The organism is Granulicatella seriolae, from assembly GCF_024543085.1.
In the GTDB taxonomy this organism is placed as follows: Bacteria; Bacillota; Bacilli; order Lactobacillales; family Aerococcaceae; genus Granulicatella; species Granulicatella seriolae.
In genome coordinates, this window is the sequence record NZ_JANHNZ010000001.1 from 32,109 (window position 1) to 46,880 (window position 14,772).

Genomic DNA, 14,772 nt, shown 5'->3' on the forward strand with positions numbered 1-14,772 from the left:
CTAATTATAGCAGATAGAAGCCTAGACTGTCATCTTCTATTATAAAATTAGTGGCAAAGCCAACTGAGCCAAACTTAAAAATATAAAAAATCCAAAAACATCTGTTGCGGTCGTAACGAAAATAGTTGAAGCCAAAGCTGGGTCCATATTGAGGTGTTTTAAAATAAGTGGAATAAAATAGCCAAATATAGCTCCTACCACCAAGTTACCCATCATAGCCAAAATAACAATTAGTGACAAATAGAAATTTTGATATGGAATATAAATACATATAGCAGCTATTAAACCTGTAATGAAACCATTTGTTAGTCCTAGCGAAATCTCTTTAAAAACATATTTTTTATCGTCTTTTAAATTAATTCTACCTAAAGCAATTCCTTGTATAACCAAAGCTAGGGTTTGAGAAGCTGAATTTCCGCCCATACCAGTAATGATAGGCATAGCAACAGCTAAAGCGACTACTTGTGAAATGGTATCTTGAAACAGACCGATTACAGCAGAGGCTAAAAAAGCAGTAGCTAAATTTATAACTAGCCAAGGCGTTCTGCGACGAAGTGAGTCCCAAAAAGAGCCACCAATCTGTTCGTTTTCCTGCACCCCACTCATCAGCAACATATCTTCATGATACTCTTCTTGCAAAACATCCATAATATCATCAATAGTAATAATCCCCAACAATTTATTACGAGAATTAACTACCGGAACTACTGATAAATCATATTTAGCCGATAATTGGGCCACTTCTTCTTGATCGACTTCGGGTAGTACACTAATAACATTTTTATGCATAATGGATTGAAGCGTATCAGTCATTTTATTAATAAATAAATCACGGATATCTAGCCAGCCAATTAGTGTGTTGTCTTTGGAAGTCACGAATATGGTATTAATCACTTCTGTATTTGGTGAAATATCACGAATCTTATAAAATGCCTGTTCCACGGTCAGCTCTTCATTGACAGTAATAAATTCCGTCGTCATAATCCCACCAGCTGATTGTGGGTCATAATCAAGCATTCTACGAATTTCATTTTGCGATGCTTGTTTCATCATATTCAAATAACGCTTGCGAATGCCTACAGGTAGATTCCCTAAAATATCCACAATATCATCATTAGACATATGTTGAAATAAGGAGCTGACTCTTCTGAATGGTAAATTTTCCATCATCCGTCTCTGAGTATTTACATTGGCAACCTCTAATATAGAGGCAAGACGTTTATCTGAAATGCCAAACATAAAGGCTTTTAAGGTTTCTTCATCACAATTTTCAAGTCCTAGGGCTATATCAATCGGATAATTCTGATTGATTAGTTCTAATATTTTTTTAGCATCTTTACTTTCAACAGCCTGACGAATCCATTCCTCCATAAATACTCACATCCTCTATTCAATGTCTAGGGCTAGCCATGCTACCAGTATAGCACAAAAAAGACCTGCAACAGCAGGCCTAAGTTAGACTTATTTAAAATTATCTCGAAAAGCATCCTTTACCTTATCAAAGATATTGCTATCTTCTGTAACAGTTTCGCCTGCTTCTTTAGCAAACGTTCGTAAGGCTTCTTTTTGCTTATCAGTTAGGTGTTTTGGTGTCACAACTTCAACTTGAACTTGTTGATCACCATTACCGCTACCACGTAGTTTAGGAGCACCTTTACCACGTAATCTAAAGACTGTTCCACTTTGCGTTCCTGCAGGTACTTTCAATTTGACCTTACCATGAACGGTAGGCACATCAATCTCATCTCCTAACCCAGCTTGCGCAAAGTTAATTGGAAGTTTGTAGAAAATCTCAGAACCTTGGCGATCAAAAATATCACTCTTTTCAACACGGAAAACAACATACAAGTCTCCATAAGGACCGCCGTTACTACCAGCTTCACCTTGTCCTCTTAGAGGCATTTGGTTGCCGTTTTCAACTCCGGCAGGTACATTTACGGTTAATTTATGTGATTCAGTGACAGTGCCTTTACCATGACAGGTTGGACATTTTTCTTTAATTTCTTTACCGGTACCATGACAAACATCACAAGTAGCTTGAGTCATCATACGACCAAATGGTGTTTGACGCTCCACTTGAACCACACCTGAGCCATGACACTTAGAACAAGTAACTGGTTCTGTTCCAGGTTTAGCTCCTGACCCATGACAGGTGTGACATTCAGCATTTCTTTGATAATGAATGGTTTCTTTCTTCCCAAAAATAGCTTCTTCAAATGTTAAATCCATGACATATTGCAAATCAGCACCTTGACGAGGAGCATTAGGACGTTGTGTTCTCCCACCACCACCAAAGAATGACTCAAAAATGTCTTCAAAGCCACCAGTGTATTGAGCGCCACCGAAACCACCTTGCCCACCAAAACCTTCAAATCCGCCAAAGCCACCGAAACCACCTGCATTAAAGTTAGGGTCGTTGGCCGCATGCCCATATTGGTCATAAGCAGCTCTCTTTTGGCTGTCACTTAAAACTTCATAGGCTTCAGCAATCTCTTTAAACTTTTCTTCCGCACCAACTTCTTGATTGATATCAGGATGGTATTGTTTTGATAATTTACGGTATGCACGTTTTATTTCATCCTCTGAGGCATCTTTGGAGACACCAAGGACATCATATAAGTCTCGTTTTGCCATAATCGTCTCCTCCTAAGTTTCTTAGTTTGTGATAGTTGTTTATTGTCAAACGATTCATATACATCTGACTCTCACCCACTATCATAAAACAAAACAAAAAGTTAGGCAATGCCTTTACTTTTTGTTTTTGTTTTACTTTGCTTATAGAAGAAAGATTATTCGTCTACTTCTTCAAAGTCAGCATCTACTACGCCATCTTGAGGTTCACTTGCTTGTGCTTGTTCACCACTAGCAGCTTGTTGTGCTGCAGCTTGTTCATATAATTTTACAGTAAGGTTTTGCACGATTTCATTCAAAGCATCACGTTTTGTCTTCATGCCTTCAAGGTCATTTGCTTCTACAGCAGCTTTTAATTCATCACGAGCTGCTTCTGCTTTAGCAACATCTTCTTGATCTACTTTGCCTTCTAATTCTTTCAATGTTTTGTCAACAGTGAACAATAGTTGGTCAACTTCGTTACGTAGATCTACTTCTTCTTTACGTTTTTTATCAGCTTCTGCATTTGCTTCGGCATCTTTTACCATACGTTCGATTTCTTCATCTGATAAACCTGAAGAAGATTTGATTGTGATAGCTTGTTCTTTTTGAGTACCTAAGTCTTTAGCACGTACATTTACGATACCATTTTTGTCGATATCGAAGCTTACTTCAATTTGTGGCACACCACGAGGAGCTGGTGGAATATCCGTTAATTGGAATCTTCCTAATGTTTTGTTATCAGCCGCCATTGGACGTTCACCTTGTAGTACATGTACATCTACTGCTGGTTGATTATCTGCTGCTGTTGAGAACACTTGTGATTTTGTAGTTGGGATAGTAGTGTTACGATCGATTAACTTAGTGAAAACACCACCCATAGTTTCAATACCAAGAGATAAAGGAGTTACATCAAGTAGGACGATATCTTTTACGTCACCAGAAATAACACCAGCTTGGATTGCTGCACCCATAGCAACTACTTCGTCAGGGTTAACTGATTTGTTTGGTTCTTTACCAGTTTCACGACGAACAGCTTCAACAACTGCAGGAATACGAGTTGAACCACCAACTAAGATAACTTCATCAATATCAGATTGTGACAATCCAGCATCTTTTAGAGCTTGACGAACTGGTGCTTTTGTACGGTCAACTAAGTCTTCAGTTAATTGATCGAATTTCGCACGAGTTAAGATAACTTCTAAGTGCAATGGACCTGCAGGACCTGCTGTGATAAATGGCAAGCTAATTTGTGTAGATGAAACACCTGAAAGATCTTTCTTAGCTTTTTCAGAAGCATCCTTTAGACGTTGCATAGCCATTTTATCTTGTGATAAATCAATTCCGTTGTCTTTCTTGAATTCAGCTACTAAGTAGTCGATAATTTTGTTGTCAAAGTCGTCCCCACCTAAATGGTTATCTCCTGCTGTTGACAATACATCGAAAACACCATCGCCTAATTCAAGAATAGATACGTCAAATGTACCGCCACCTAAGTCAAATACTAAGATTTTTTCTTCGTGGTTAACTTTGTCTAAACCATATGCTAAAGCAGCTGCAGTTGGTTCGTTAACAATACGTTCTACTTCTAAACCAGCAATCTTACCAGCGTCTTTTGTTGCTTGACGTTGTGCATCGTTGAAGTAAGCTGGAACAGTGATAACAGCTTTATCAACTTTCTCGCCTAAATATTCTTCCGCATAGCCTTTTAAGTATTGAAGAATCATAGCTGAAATTTCTTGTGGTGTATATGTTTTTCCTTCCATTTCAACTTTATAATTAGAATCACCCATATGACGTTTAATAGATGATACTGTGTTTAAGTTAGTTACTGCTTGGCGTTTTGCCACCTCACCAACTTGGATTTCACCATTTTTGAAAGATACAACTGAAGGTGTGGTACGGTTTCCTTCTGGATTTGGAATAATTTTTGCTTCTCCACCTTCTAAAACAGCTACAGCAGAGTTTGTTGTACCTAAGTCAATACCAATAATTTTACTCATTTTCTTCACTCCTATTTCATTAATATTTAAAAATTTTAGAGAATATACATTATTGTGAAACAATAACCATCGCTGGTCTTAAAACACGGTCATTCAAGAGATACCCTTTTTGGAATACTTGAACAACTTGATCTGGCTCTTGTCCTTCTTGAACAGGAACCGTTTGAACAGCATGGTGTCTTGTTGGGTCAAATGGTTGATTGAGTGCTTCAATCTCTACGATACCTTCTTGCTTCAACGCATAGAGAAGACTTTCATAAACCATCTCAATTCCCTTCTTCAAACTCAATGCTTGTTCTTGGTCAAGCTCTGTATCCAGTGCACGTTCAATATTATCAATAGCTGGTAATAGATTTTGAGCTAAAGATTGTGAACGATACTTAGCAGCATCTTGCCTTTCTTTTGCATTGCGTTTTTGAATATTGGAAATCTCAGCGGACAAACGATAGACTTGATCTTGTAAGTTGGTCACTTCTTCTTCCAATTGACTAACTTGATCGTTTTGATCTAAGATTTCTTCTGGACTTTCTTGATTAGTAGTTTGATCAATTTCTGTTGATTCATCAACCGTTTCTTGTAATTGATCGTCTGCATGATTAGTCAAATGCTCATCTCCTTTATTCTTTCCTATTCTTATAATAGTCAAACATTGTTTTTGACAACTCTGTTTGCAAGCCATTTACAATGGATATAACCTTTGAATATGGCATATTAACTGGTCCTAAAAGAGCAATAAACCCTTTTTCTAAACTTGGTGTTTCGTAGCTAGCAGTAATTAAACTATAATCCTTTAAAATAGGATTATTCATCTCGCTACCTAACCTAATTTTAACACCACTTTCTTGAGTTGCAACTAATTGATTTATGACATGAGAGTCATCCATCAAACGATAGATATCTTTTAGTTGGCTAACATTAGAATGGGTATCTAAATAGTTTAGTAAATTTCTTTTTCCGGAAACATGCAATCGATCCTGCTCAAATTTTTGAAGAATTTGATTCATAGCAGAGATAACATGTAGCTGAGACCTAAAGTATTTCTGAATTAAATTTGGTAATTCATATTGAAGTTTTTGGACGACTTGTGGTAATGGTAGTCCTACTAGTTCGTTATTCATTACAGTTACAATCTGATGCAATTCATCATCTCCTACCTCTTTTGAGATAGAAAAAACTTTATTCTCAACATGTCCTGTGTCTGTTACTAGAATAACCATCAATTGTTGGTCATTCAATCGAACAAGCCGAAAACCAGTTAAGTGACTTGAGCTAAGTTCTGGTCCCAAGGAAATGCTAGTATAATTAGTCAATGTCGCCAATATATCAGCAGACAAATGAAATAATTCTTGCATTTCAAAAGTGGGGTTTTGAAATTTAGCTTTGATGTGCTCTCTCACCTGTTGCGGAAGATGACTTGGCTGTAATGGTAAAATATTGTCTAAATAATACCGATAGCCTTGATTAGAAGGAACTCGTCCTGAAGAGGTATGATACTTTTCAAGAAAGCCTAAATCTTCTAAGCGCATCATCTCATTGCGAATGGTTGCAGAGCTGTAAGGCAAACCAGCAACTTTTATGAGTGTGTTTGAGCCAATTGGTTCAAGTGACTCTGTATAGTGCTGAATTATGAGTCGTAGGATTAGCATTTGTCTCTCGGTTAACATGATTCGTCACCTCTCTTTAGCACTTGACAAAGATGAGTGCTAATCACATTAATAATTTACCATGAAGGTCAAAATATGTCAAGAAAAAACCCATGAGACTTTAGACCGATTTTTTCTAACTAAAATAGCTAAAAAAAGCAATGGTTATCAGTATTCTGACGACCATTGCTTTTGTATGTTCATTCTCTTAATCCAATAAAAACGATTGGAAAACTTCATTCCCTAAAAATTTACCTTGATTTGTCAAAGCTATTCTTTTTTCATCAAGTGAAATTAATTTTCTGTAGCTTAGGTCGCTTAATACCTCTTGATAATAATCCGTAACCTTAGAAGAAAAACGTCTTTCAAATTCTTTAAACGTTACACCGGACATTTTTCTTAAACCCAAAAACATGAATTCTTCTATCAAAGCTTGTTGGTTTAAGGGTTCAGTTTGTAAAATGGGTAGTTGTCCTTGTCTAAGTGGTTCTAAATAATGTTGAATCGGACCAAAATTTTGATAGCGACTCCCATTGACATAGCCATGTGCTCCAGCTCCAAAACCGTAGTATTCATCGGCATTCCAATAATGAAGATTGTGTTTGGATTCATATCCTGGCAAGGCATAGTTACTGATTTCATAGTGCATTCTACCATTGCCTTGCATGGTATCCATCGCCATTTGAAACATATCTGCCTCTTCGTCTTGACTAGGTAATGGCAATTTTCCTAAACGCATCAAATTATAAAAAATGGTTTTTTGTTCCAAAATCAAGGAATAAACAGAGTAATGTGGTAAATCCAAGGCAATGGCTTGCTCTAAACTGTCTTGAAAATCAGCCATTGTTTGTTTTGGCAATCGAAATATCAAATCAATCGAAATATTATCGAATCCAGCACGTCTTGCAGCATCAACAGTTCTATAAACCGTTTTAGCCCGATGTTTGCGGCCGATAGCTTTTAGCAAATTATCATTAAAGGATTGAACACCCATGCTAATTCGGTTCACTCCATAGTCTTTGAGTGTTTGCAATTTTTCTATCGAACCATCATCTGGGTTTAACTCAATGGTAAATTCAGCCTGATTTTTGATAGGCAAATATCGATAAATACCCTCCAACAGTCTTGACATTTGTTCTACGGACAAAGTCGAAGGTGTCCCACCACCAATATAGAGGGTATCCAGTGCTTCTATCTGGTCTCGTTGAGAAACCAAAGCCATCTCTTTTATCAATAGATCAACATATTCATCTACCGGTTGGCCTTCGATAAATACTTTATTGAAGTCACAGTAGTAACAAATGTGAGAGCAAAAAGGGATATGAATGTAGGCTGATTTCATAGTGGTCTACCTTATCCTTTCTTTGAGAAGTACTCCTCAGTTGCCATCTTATCTTGATCTAATTGTTTGATGAGTGCATCAACAGAATCAAATTTTAATTCTGGTCTTAGATAGAAATACCACTTTGTTTCAATCACTTGTCCATAGATGTCTTGGTCAAAACCTAGGATATTCACTTCTATCGTTACTTGTTCTTCAGGAACAAAGGTGGGGTTAAAACCAATAGATGACATAGCAGGATACCAGACACCATCAATCTTTGCTTGACAAATGTAAACACCCCTTGCTGGTAGAAGAACTTCTTTATCCACTTTCAAATTGGCTGTTGGGTAACCAAGTAAACGTCCTCCTCTTCCATGTCCATGTACAACCTCACCAGAGAATTGATAGGTATATCCTAGAAGTTTATTAGCCGAATGCATTTGACCACTTTCAAGGGCTTGGCGGATAGCAGTTGAACTAATCTTTCCATGTCGATTGCGTTGTTCGGGTATGGTAACAATTTCAAAACGATTTTGGCTGTATGTTTGTAGCAATTCCATATTGGCAATTTCGTGAGGGCCATACGTATAATCGAAACCTGCAACTACAACTTGTGTATGTAAAGCAACTATATACTGGTCTACAAATTCTTGTGGTTTTAAACTGGCAAAGTCTTTGTCAAATTGAACGACGTAAAAATAGTCTACTCCTAAGTTTTCTAGTAGTTCAATTTTTCGTTCCATCGGTGAAATGTATTGAATATCTTCAACTTTTGCATTTCCAAAGACAACTGAAGGATGGTGGTCGAATGACATGACGGCTAGTTTATAGTTGGATGCCTTCGCAATTTTTGCGGCAGTTGTGATAACTTTTTGGTGTCCTTTATGAATGCCATCGAAAAAGCCTAATGCTAGGACAATATCTTCTTTAGGGATTTGATTTTCTTTGTAAGGGTGTGTTAATTGTATGACTTGCAAAATTTTTCTCTCCTTTAATCTTGGGACTAGGCAAAAGTCTTTGTTTACCTTGTAAGTGCCACTCCAACTGATTTGCCCTCAAATCTAATTCTGTTCATCAGTATTTTTGCCCTGTTCTTAGAGTGGTTAAAACATCTTATATGGTTTTATTAACCCTTCTTTTTGTGCATGTTTATGATATAAAGCAATGAGATTTCCTTGGTAGTAAAAAGCGACTGGCCATGTTAATTCTTCTTGAAATAGGCTTTCTTCTAGTAATGCACCATGTTTTACTTTATCAAATAATTCCGAACTTAAATCAACTTTTTCAAAACTATCTAGCGCTGTTTCAATAGGTAAGATAGCTTCTTTCACTCGGTCACTAGCAACCAATTCTTTTAACTGTGCCAAAGTAAGGCAATCCTCTTTTTGGTAACTTGCACTCTTAATACGTGTTAATTGCGACATATGGGCTGGAAACCCTAATTTCTTGCCTAAATCAACTGCTAAGGTACGGATATAAGTTCCTTTAGAACAGTGTACTTCAAAAGGCCATGTGACCGTCTGGTTATCTGCATGGTATATTGGTTGACCTGTTCTTACAAAAGAATAGATCTCAACTTGACGAATTGGTCGGGTAACTTCTTGACCCTTTCTAGCATATTCGTAGAGTCTCTTGCCATCTACTTTGACTGCTGAATACATAGGTGGGACTTGTTGAAGTGTCCCCTCCATATCTTTCATTAAGTCATCGATCAGGTCAAGTCTTAGAATATTGTTAAGAGCGACTTGTTCTACCACGTCACCATAAGCGTCCTCCGTTTCCGTAGAAATTCCAAGACAAATTTCTCCTTGATATGCCTTTTCAGACTCTAGTAAAAACTCAACTACTTTAGTAGCTTTTCCAATACAAATAGGCAAAACACCATCGACTTGAGGATCTAGTGTACCAGAATGTCCCACTCGTTTCATCTTTAAGAGCTTTCTGACTTGAAAAACACAGTCAAATGATGTCATTCCCTTCTCTTTCCATAATGGAATGATGCCATCCATATAAAAACTCCTCCATATTCCTAATAATCTTCACCAGTTTCAAATATAATCCAACTAGCTTCTTTGCCATGATAGTATACCATAATAGAGGGGCTACTGTTTGCGATTTGCAATGATTTTCAAAAAATAAAGTGAATTTTTTAGAGACTTGTTCAAGAATATGATATGATAACTACAAATAAAAGTGTAATGAAGGAGTGAAAGTATGACAACTATTCGCTTGGTTACTGATTCTACTTCAGATTTAACCCCTGAAGAGATAGAGAAATACAGCATAAGTGTTGTGCCTTTAAATATTTCTATTGATGAACACCATTATGTAGACGGTGTGACCATAAGTAAGGAAGAATTTATAAAACAAATGAGACAAAGCGCCAATCTCCCAAAAACAGCTCAGCCGGCTATTGGTAAGTTTGTTGAGGTTTATGATGAATTAGGTAAAGAAGCTACCCATATTATTTCTATTCACTTAATGAAATCTATCAGTGGAACTGTTGATTCAGCCAGACAAGCAGCTGATATCACGGAAGCTTCTGTTACGGTTATTGACTCACAATTCACCTCTAGATCCATGGGCCAAATTGTGCTAGAAGCTGCTAAAGCTATCGACGAAGGTAAATCCTACGAAGAAGTATTAGACGTGATAAATAAAGCTATCGAAAATACAATTTTATACTTGACTGTTTTGGAATTGGATAACCTAATCAAAGGTGGACGGATCAGCCGCTTGATGGGGGCTTTTTCAAACCTTTTAAATATTAAACTTTTTTTACAAGTGATTAACGGACAAATAGAAATCATCCAAAAAGGTCGAGGCTTAAAATCTTTGCAGAAAAAATATGACCAAGTCTTCCAAGAAATGCTTGAAGTTCCACAAGGTATTAAAGCTATTTCTATCATGCATGCTGGGCTTAATGAGTTTAACCAAGCTAACATTGATATTCTTAGAAAACTTTTCCCAAATGTGCCTCTAACAGTCGTTGTGACTTCCCCTATCATTATGAGCCATACTGGTGAAAATGCTATGGCCTTAACTTATTTGATGAATGAGTGAAAGTTAAAGGAGCAGGCCAAAACTTCGTAAGGTTAAAATCTCTTTCTAAATCACAAAAGAGTTCCCGAGAAACATATCAGAAATCGAAACGGTGGCACCGCCGTGAGCCTTGGTCTCACGGCTTAGCTGTCTACGTATCTGTAATCGACTAAAGTCGAAACAGCTACTGTGCGTCAGCTATGCTTTACACCGCTATTTTCTGATATGTTTCTCGGGAACTCTTTTGTTTTGTTATAGTACGAACTCTATGCTAAGTCCTTGAACATTCACTCTGGTTCGCGGTAGAATCTTCCATAAAAATTTATTGTAGATAGTTGGTTAATAATAATGTGTGGGTCCGCATCCTTTAAAACTTGAACAGCATCCATAACTTCATAGGAAGATAAAACCGTATGCAGCAGGTACATCCTTTCATGACTATAACCGCCCACTGCTTCAACACAAGAAATTCCATGTCTAATTTGTTTAAGATAGGCATCCATAACAGTATCAGCATGCTTAGTCGTAATCTGCAAAGTAACTCGTTGATAGCGCCTGTGGAAGGTGCTAATAACCTTAGTCGAAATATATTGAAAGATGATGGAATAGCCAGCATGCTCCCATCCAAATAAGGCACCAAAGATTAGTAAAAGTACAATATTGAAAAGAAACACTTGTTGCCAAATTGTTTTACCACTCTTATTGGATACATAAAGCGCAATAAAATCTGTTCCTCCTGTTGATGCGTTTCCCTTTAAAGCCATGGTAACCGCAAGCCCATTCAATACCCCACCAAAAATCACATTCAAGATAATGTCATCACTGATGGGTTTGAAATTCAAGGTAGAGATAAAGAAACTTGAAATAAATACCTGAAGGATAGAAAAAATGGTGAATCGAGGACTAATTCCTTTAAAACAGATAAAAGCAACTGGTATGTTAATTAGAATCATTAACGCTGCAATGGGAATAGTTATGCCAGAAAGTTTTGCTATTTGATTGACTAGAATAGAAATTCCCAAAAAACCACTTGACAAGAGGTTTGAAGGTTGAATGAACATTTTTAAAGTTGCTGCTTGAAGAAAACCTGATGCTGTAATAGCAAGGAGCGTTACCATGGTTCTTAATTTTTTGTGTTTTCTTAGCCGTCGTTCATTCACGACATCTAATACACTCATGCTTTATCCCTCACAGTTATTTGAATTGGAATGTGATTAGGATCTTTAAAGAAAAGATCCCCATCTTTATAATCATATACATAATTTGCTTCTTCTAGGCGCTCCGCTAACATCTGCATGTCACGAATAGACGGTGCCATAAGTGTCAAACATTGAACCTTTTGATCACCAGGGAAAACAAAATCTTTGTCTGCCAACCACTCATTAAAACTAAGACTATAGTGATTATGGTTCATAACTAAATTTTTACGCTTGAACAAATAATCTAAGGTTGTTTTAAAAGGCAAGATTGATGTATAAAAACTTTCAGACTTTTCCAGAGATGTCACTGATAAATGGACTTGCCCTAATATTGTCCCTTGTGGAATAGCTTGGTAAGGCTCTCCTCCCAGCTTTAGAAAATAATCTAACTCAATTTGAGTATTAGTCCCCTCGCGATAAGCGGGATCACTAGACTTGTGCTGTGCTTGAGGCTTATCCCAGTAAACTTTGACACGATTTCCTTCTGGGTCTAAAAGATATATCGCTTCACTATAGCCATCATCACTACTGGCATTGATGACCTTATCTTCTAACAATAAATGGTTTACTAAGCTCCCCATTTGTTTTTGTTTTGGTAATTTAAAAGCGAATGAGTATAGATTGCTTTCACTACTAGTAAAAACTTGCTTTGAACTTCTTTTAACCAATTTGAGTAAAGGCACACTTCCATTGGCAATGCCTAAAAGAAGCATATCGTTATGCTGTTGCAAGACTGATAAGCCTAATATTTTTGTATAAAAACGTTTCATTGTATGTAACTCTTGGACAGATATACTCAACAAACCAAGTGTCCATTCAGTATCATCTGACACATTCACATGAAATAAATCCTTAAGATAGTCAATCAACGATTTCATAATATTCCTTTCTTCTCGTACAAAAAACTCAGGCTCTAGCCTTTTATCGTAAAAAAAGACCGAGGATTTCTTAGTCTTTCATAAGAAATCCTCGAAAGAGAGAGTCACTTATTTGTCAAATGCTAGTGTTAACGGTGGTACAACTTGTTTCTTTCGAGAAACAACGCCAGGTAAGACCAATAATCCATCAAGATATTCAGATTCAAAGGCTTGGGCCACAAGTTCTAAGTCTTGACCAACTACTAAAACAGTAGATTCGCTCGTTAAGATATTGGTAATGACTAAAACAAAGACATGATAGCCTTCCTGTTGATTTTCGGTTTCCATCACTGACTCTAATAATCCTCTTCTACTCAATAAATCAGCAGTATCAACCGTATTCACTTGAGCAATACGGACTGTTTTTCCACCCATTGGAAATGACTTAGCATCCATGTTTAACAATTCTGCTTCCGTTTTAGTTGCTAAATTAGTTCCAGCTTTCAGCATTTCTAAGCCATAGGTATTGATATCTAAGCCAGCAATTTCAGCTAACTCTGTAGCTGCTTCAATATCTTCTTGAGTGCATGTCGGTGATTTGAAAAGTAGGGTATCAGAAACAATAGCTGAAACCATTAAACCTGCAATATCTGCTGGAATAGCGATATGTTTTTCTTTGAAAAGTTTGTAAATGATCGTGTTAGTACAACCAACTGGCTCCGCACGGTAGAATAAAGGATTAGCTGTTTGGAAATTAGCAATTCGATGGTGGTCTACCACATAATCTACTTGCACTTCCTGGATATCCGATACGCTTTGTTGTGCTTCATTGTGGTCAACAAGTGCCACACGGTCAGTTTCGTTTGCTGCTGTTTCAATGACACGTGGCGCTTGTTTATGGAAGTAGTCTAACGCAAATTGTGTTTCTTCACTGACTTCTCCTAAAGCCACTGCCTCAGCTTCTTCTCCTAATTGATTTAATAAATATGCATACGAGATAGCCGATGTGATGGCATCTGTATCAGGGTTTTGGTGACCAAAAACTAGTAATTTACCCATGTGTTAAAACCTCTCAATCTAATGTTATGTAGTTATAGTTTATCACAATTGGTTTCACTTACCAATGACTTTATCAAAAGTTTACTTGGTTTTCATGTTTTTATGAAACCTTTATCAGAAACTAATCATGCATAAGCGTTTTATGTTTTTTATATGGATGTGTTTTGATAAAAAAATTTGAATCTCCAGACAATCGGTCAGAAATGATGGTGTAAAGTATAGCTGATGAATAGTGATTGTTGGGGCTGGGCAAAAACTCTGTAGTAAAATAAAAGCATTTTAAATCATAAAATAGTTCCCCAAAAATCTATCAGAAATGGGAACGGTGGCACCGCCGAAAGCCTTGGTCTTTCGGCTTAGCTGTCTACGTGGCTGTAAATCGGCTAAAGCCGAAACATCCACTGTGCGTCAGCTATGCTTTACACCGTTATTTCGGATAGATTTTTGGGGAACTATTTTATTTGGTTACCATTTGGACTTTTTGTCCAGCCCCATCTCAGGTACATAGACAGCTGAGCCAGAAGACCTTGGCTTACGGTAGTGCCACCGTTCTCATTTCTGACCGATTGTCTGGAGCTTCAAATTTGTTTAATGGCTGGTCGGTGAGGAATGACCTTGATATTCTGTTTTCATGGGGTCACGTCCTTTCAAAATTGGGTGAAAAATAGACACCTTTTTTGAAATGTCTTGCCAAAAATAATAGGAAATGTATGAAAAATTATTTTCTCTTGTGAGCAGTAATTATTGTATAACTATTTGCGTTAACAGTAATAGTGCAGTCTTTGTTTTGAATATACCAGTTTTTACCCTTTCGACTAATGACGCTTTGATTAGATTTAATGATTGATTCACACCAATTAACAACATCATCAGTATTTAAGGACAAATTTCGTTTAATTCTCATTATACCTAATTCTGTTGTATGTAACTTTTCTAAATGATCAATCAACTTATCCTTTTGTTCCATATGTCTATTCACCTTTCAAACTATCTTTGATTTAACTATATCATTCTCTCACAAGAATAGACACCTCA

13 protein-coding genes are annotated in these 14,772 nt (G+C 36.9%); 1 reads left to right on the forward strand and 12 read right to left on the reverse strand.

Features of this window, described 5'->3' with window-relative positions; translation table 11 throughout:
* Positions 1-39 precede the first annotated feature (39 nt).
* The 8 genes from mgtE to truB all read right to left on the reverse strand — a co-directional run bounded on the left by mgtE (position 40) and on the right by truB (position 9,589).
* Positions 40-1,371 carry a magnesium transporter gene (gene mgtE, locus NPA36_RS00140; RefSeq protein ID WP_256944094.1) on the reverse strand — a complete coding sequence of 444 codons (1,332 nt, stop codon included), beginning with the start codon at positions 1,369-1,371 and terminating at the stop codon, positions 40-42.
* A gap of 90 nt (positions 1,372-1,461) precedes the next feature.
* The gene (gene dnaJ, locus NPA36_RS00145; RefSeq protein WP_328516865.1) at positions 1,462-2,637 is read right to left on the reverse strand and encodes a molecular chaperone DnaJ; all 1,176 of its coding nucleotides are present in this window, start codon (positions 2,635-2,637) and stop codon (positions 1,462-1,464) included.
* 152 nt (positions 2,638-2,789) lie between these two features.
* A complete protein-coding gene (gene dnaK / locus NPA36_RS00150) occupies positions 2,790-4,613 on the reverse strand; it encodes a molecular chaperone DnaK (protein ID WP_256944096.1) in 1,824 nt (607 codons plus the stop codon).
* A gap of 49 nt (positions 4,614-4,662) precedes the next feature.
* A complete protein-coding gene (gene grpE / locus NPA36_RS00155) occupies positions 4,663-5,217 on the reverse strand; it encodes a nucleotide exchange factor GrpE (protein WP_256944097.1) in 555 nt (184 codons plus the stop codon).
* 13 nt (positions 5,218-5,230) lie between these two features.
* Positions 5,231-6,277, reverse strand: a complete 1,047-nt coding sequence (hrcA, locus tag NPA36_RS00160) for a heat-inducible transcriptional repressor HrcA (RefSeq protein ID WP_256944098.1) — start codon at positions 6,275-6,277, stop codon at positions 5,231-5,233.
* A 187-nt stretch (positions 6,278-6,464) separates the two neighbouring features.
* Positions 6,465-7,598, reverse strand: a complete 1,134-nt coding sequence (gene hemW / locus NPA36_RS00165; protein ID WP_256944099.1) for a radical SAM family heme chaperone HemW — start codon at positions 7,596-7,598, stop codon at positions 6,465-6,467.
* A gap of 11 nt (positions 7,599-7,609) precedes the next feature.
* Positions 7,610-8,557 carry a riboflavin biosynthesis protein RibF gene (gene ribF, locus NPA36_RS00170; protein WP_256944100.1) on the reverse strand — a complete coding sequence of 316 codons (948 nt, stop codon included), beginning with the start codon at positions 8,555-8,557 and terminating at the stop codon, positions 7,610-7,612.
* A 126-nt stretch (positions 8,558-8,683) separates the two neighbouring features.
* The gene (truB, locus tag NPA36_RS00175; RefSeq protein WP_256944101.1) at positions 8,684-9,589 is read right to left on the reverse strand and encodes a tRNA pseudouridine(55) synthase TruB; all 906 of its coding nucleotides are present in this window, start codon (positions 9,587-9,589) and stop codon (positions 8,684-8,686) included.
* A 205-nt stretch (positions 9,590-9,794) separates the two neighbouring features.
* Here truB and NPA36_RS00180 point away from each other — a divergent pair, with 205 nt between their 5' ends.
* Positions 9,795-10,643 carry a DegV family protein gene (locus tag NPA36_RS00180; RefSeq protein WP_256944102.1) on the forward strand — a complete coding sequence of 283 codons (849 nt, stop codon included), beginning with the start codon at positions 9,795-9,797 and terminating at the stop codon, positions 10,641-10,643.
* Positions 10,644-10,909: 266 nt separating this feature from the next.
* Here NPA36_RS00180 and NPA36_RS00185 read toward each other — a convergent pair whose 3' ends face one another.
* The 4 genes from NPA36_RS00185 to NPA36_RS00200 form a co-directional block, all read right to left on the reverse strand.
* On the reverse strand, positions 10,910-11,800 hold the full coding sequence (locus tag NPA36_RS00185; RefSeq protein ID WP_256944103.1) for a YitT family protein: 891 nt from the start codon (positions 11,798-11,800) through the stop codon (positions 10,910-10,912).
* Positions 11,797-12,699 carry a VOC family protein gene (locus NPA36_RS00190; RefSeq protein ID WP_256944104.1) on the reverse strand — a complete coding sequence of 301 codons (903 nt, stop codon included), beginning with the start codon at positions 12,697-12,699 and terminating at the stop codon, positions 11,797-11,799. Before NPA36_RS00190 ends, NPA36_RS00185 begins: the two co-directional genes overlap by 4 nt.
* A 108-nt stretch (positions 12,700-12,807) precedes the next feature.
* Entirely contained in the window at positions 12,808-13,737 is a 930-nt protein-coding gene (locus NPA36_RS00195) for a manganese-dependent inorganic pyrophosphatase (protein WP_256944105.1), read from the reverse strand.
* Positions 13,738-14,455: 718 nt separating this feature from the next.
* Positions 14,456-14,704 (reverse strand): DUF3781 domain-containing protein, encoded by a 249-nt coding sequence (locus tag NPA36_RS00200; RefSeq protein ID WP_256944106.1) that lies wholly within the window; start codon positions 14,702-14,704, stop codon positions 14,456-14,458.
* Positions 14,705-14,772 lie beyond the last annotated feature (68 nt).

Bases quoted from the DNA above. Each gene is read 5' to 3' on its own strand.
- mgtE (WP_256944094.1), bottom strand. From the start codon at position 1,371: ATGGAGGAATGGATTCGTCAGGCTGTTGAAAGTAAAGATGCTAAAAAA.
- dnaK (WP_256944096.1), bottom strand. From the start codon at position 4,613: ATGAGTAAAATTATTGGTATTGACTTAGGTACAACAAACTCTGCTGTA.
- hrcA (WP_256944098.1), bottom strand. From the start codon at position 6,277: ATGTTAACCGAGAGACAAATGCTAATCCTACGACTCATAATTCAGCAC.
- hemW (WP_256944099.1), bottom strand. From the start codon at position 7,598: ATGAAATCAGCCTACATTCATATCCCTTTTTGCTCTCACATTTGTTAC.
- truB (WP_256944101.1), bottom strand. From the start codon at position 9,589: ATGGATGGCATCATTCCATTATGGAAAGAGAAGGGAATGACATCATTT.
- NPA36_RS00180 (WP_256944102.1), top strand. From the start codon at position 9,795: ATGACAACTATTCGCTTGGTTACTGATTCTACTTCAGATTTAACCCCT.
- NPA36_RS00185 (WP_256944103.1), bottom strand. From the start codon at position 11,800: ATGAGTGTATTAGATGTCGTGAATGAACGACGGCTAAGAAAACACAAA.
- NPA36_RS00190 (WP_256944104.1), bottom strand. From the start codon at position 12,699: ATGAAATCGTTGATTGACTATCTTAAGGATTTATTTCATGTGAATGTG.
- NPA36_RS00195 (WP_256944105.1), bottom strand. From the start codon at position 13,737: ATGGGTAAATTACTAGTTTTTGGTCACCAAAACCCTGATACAGATGCC.
- NPA36_RS00200 (WP_256944106.1), bottom strand. From the start codon at position 14,704: ATGGAACAAAAGGATAAGTTGATTGATCATTTAGAAAAGTTACATACA.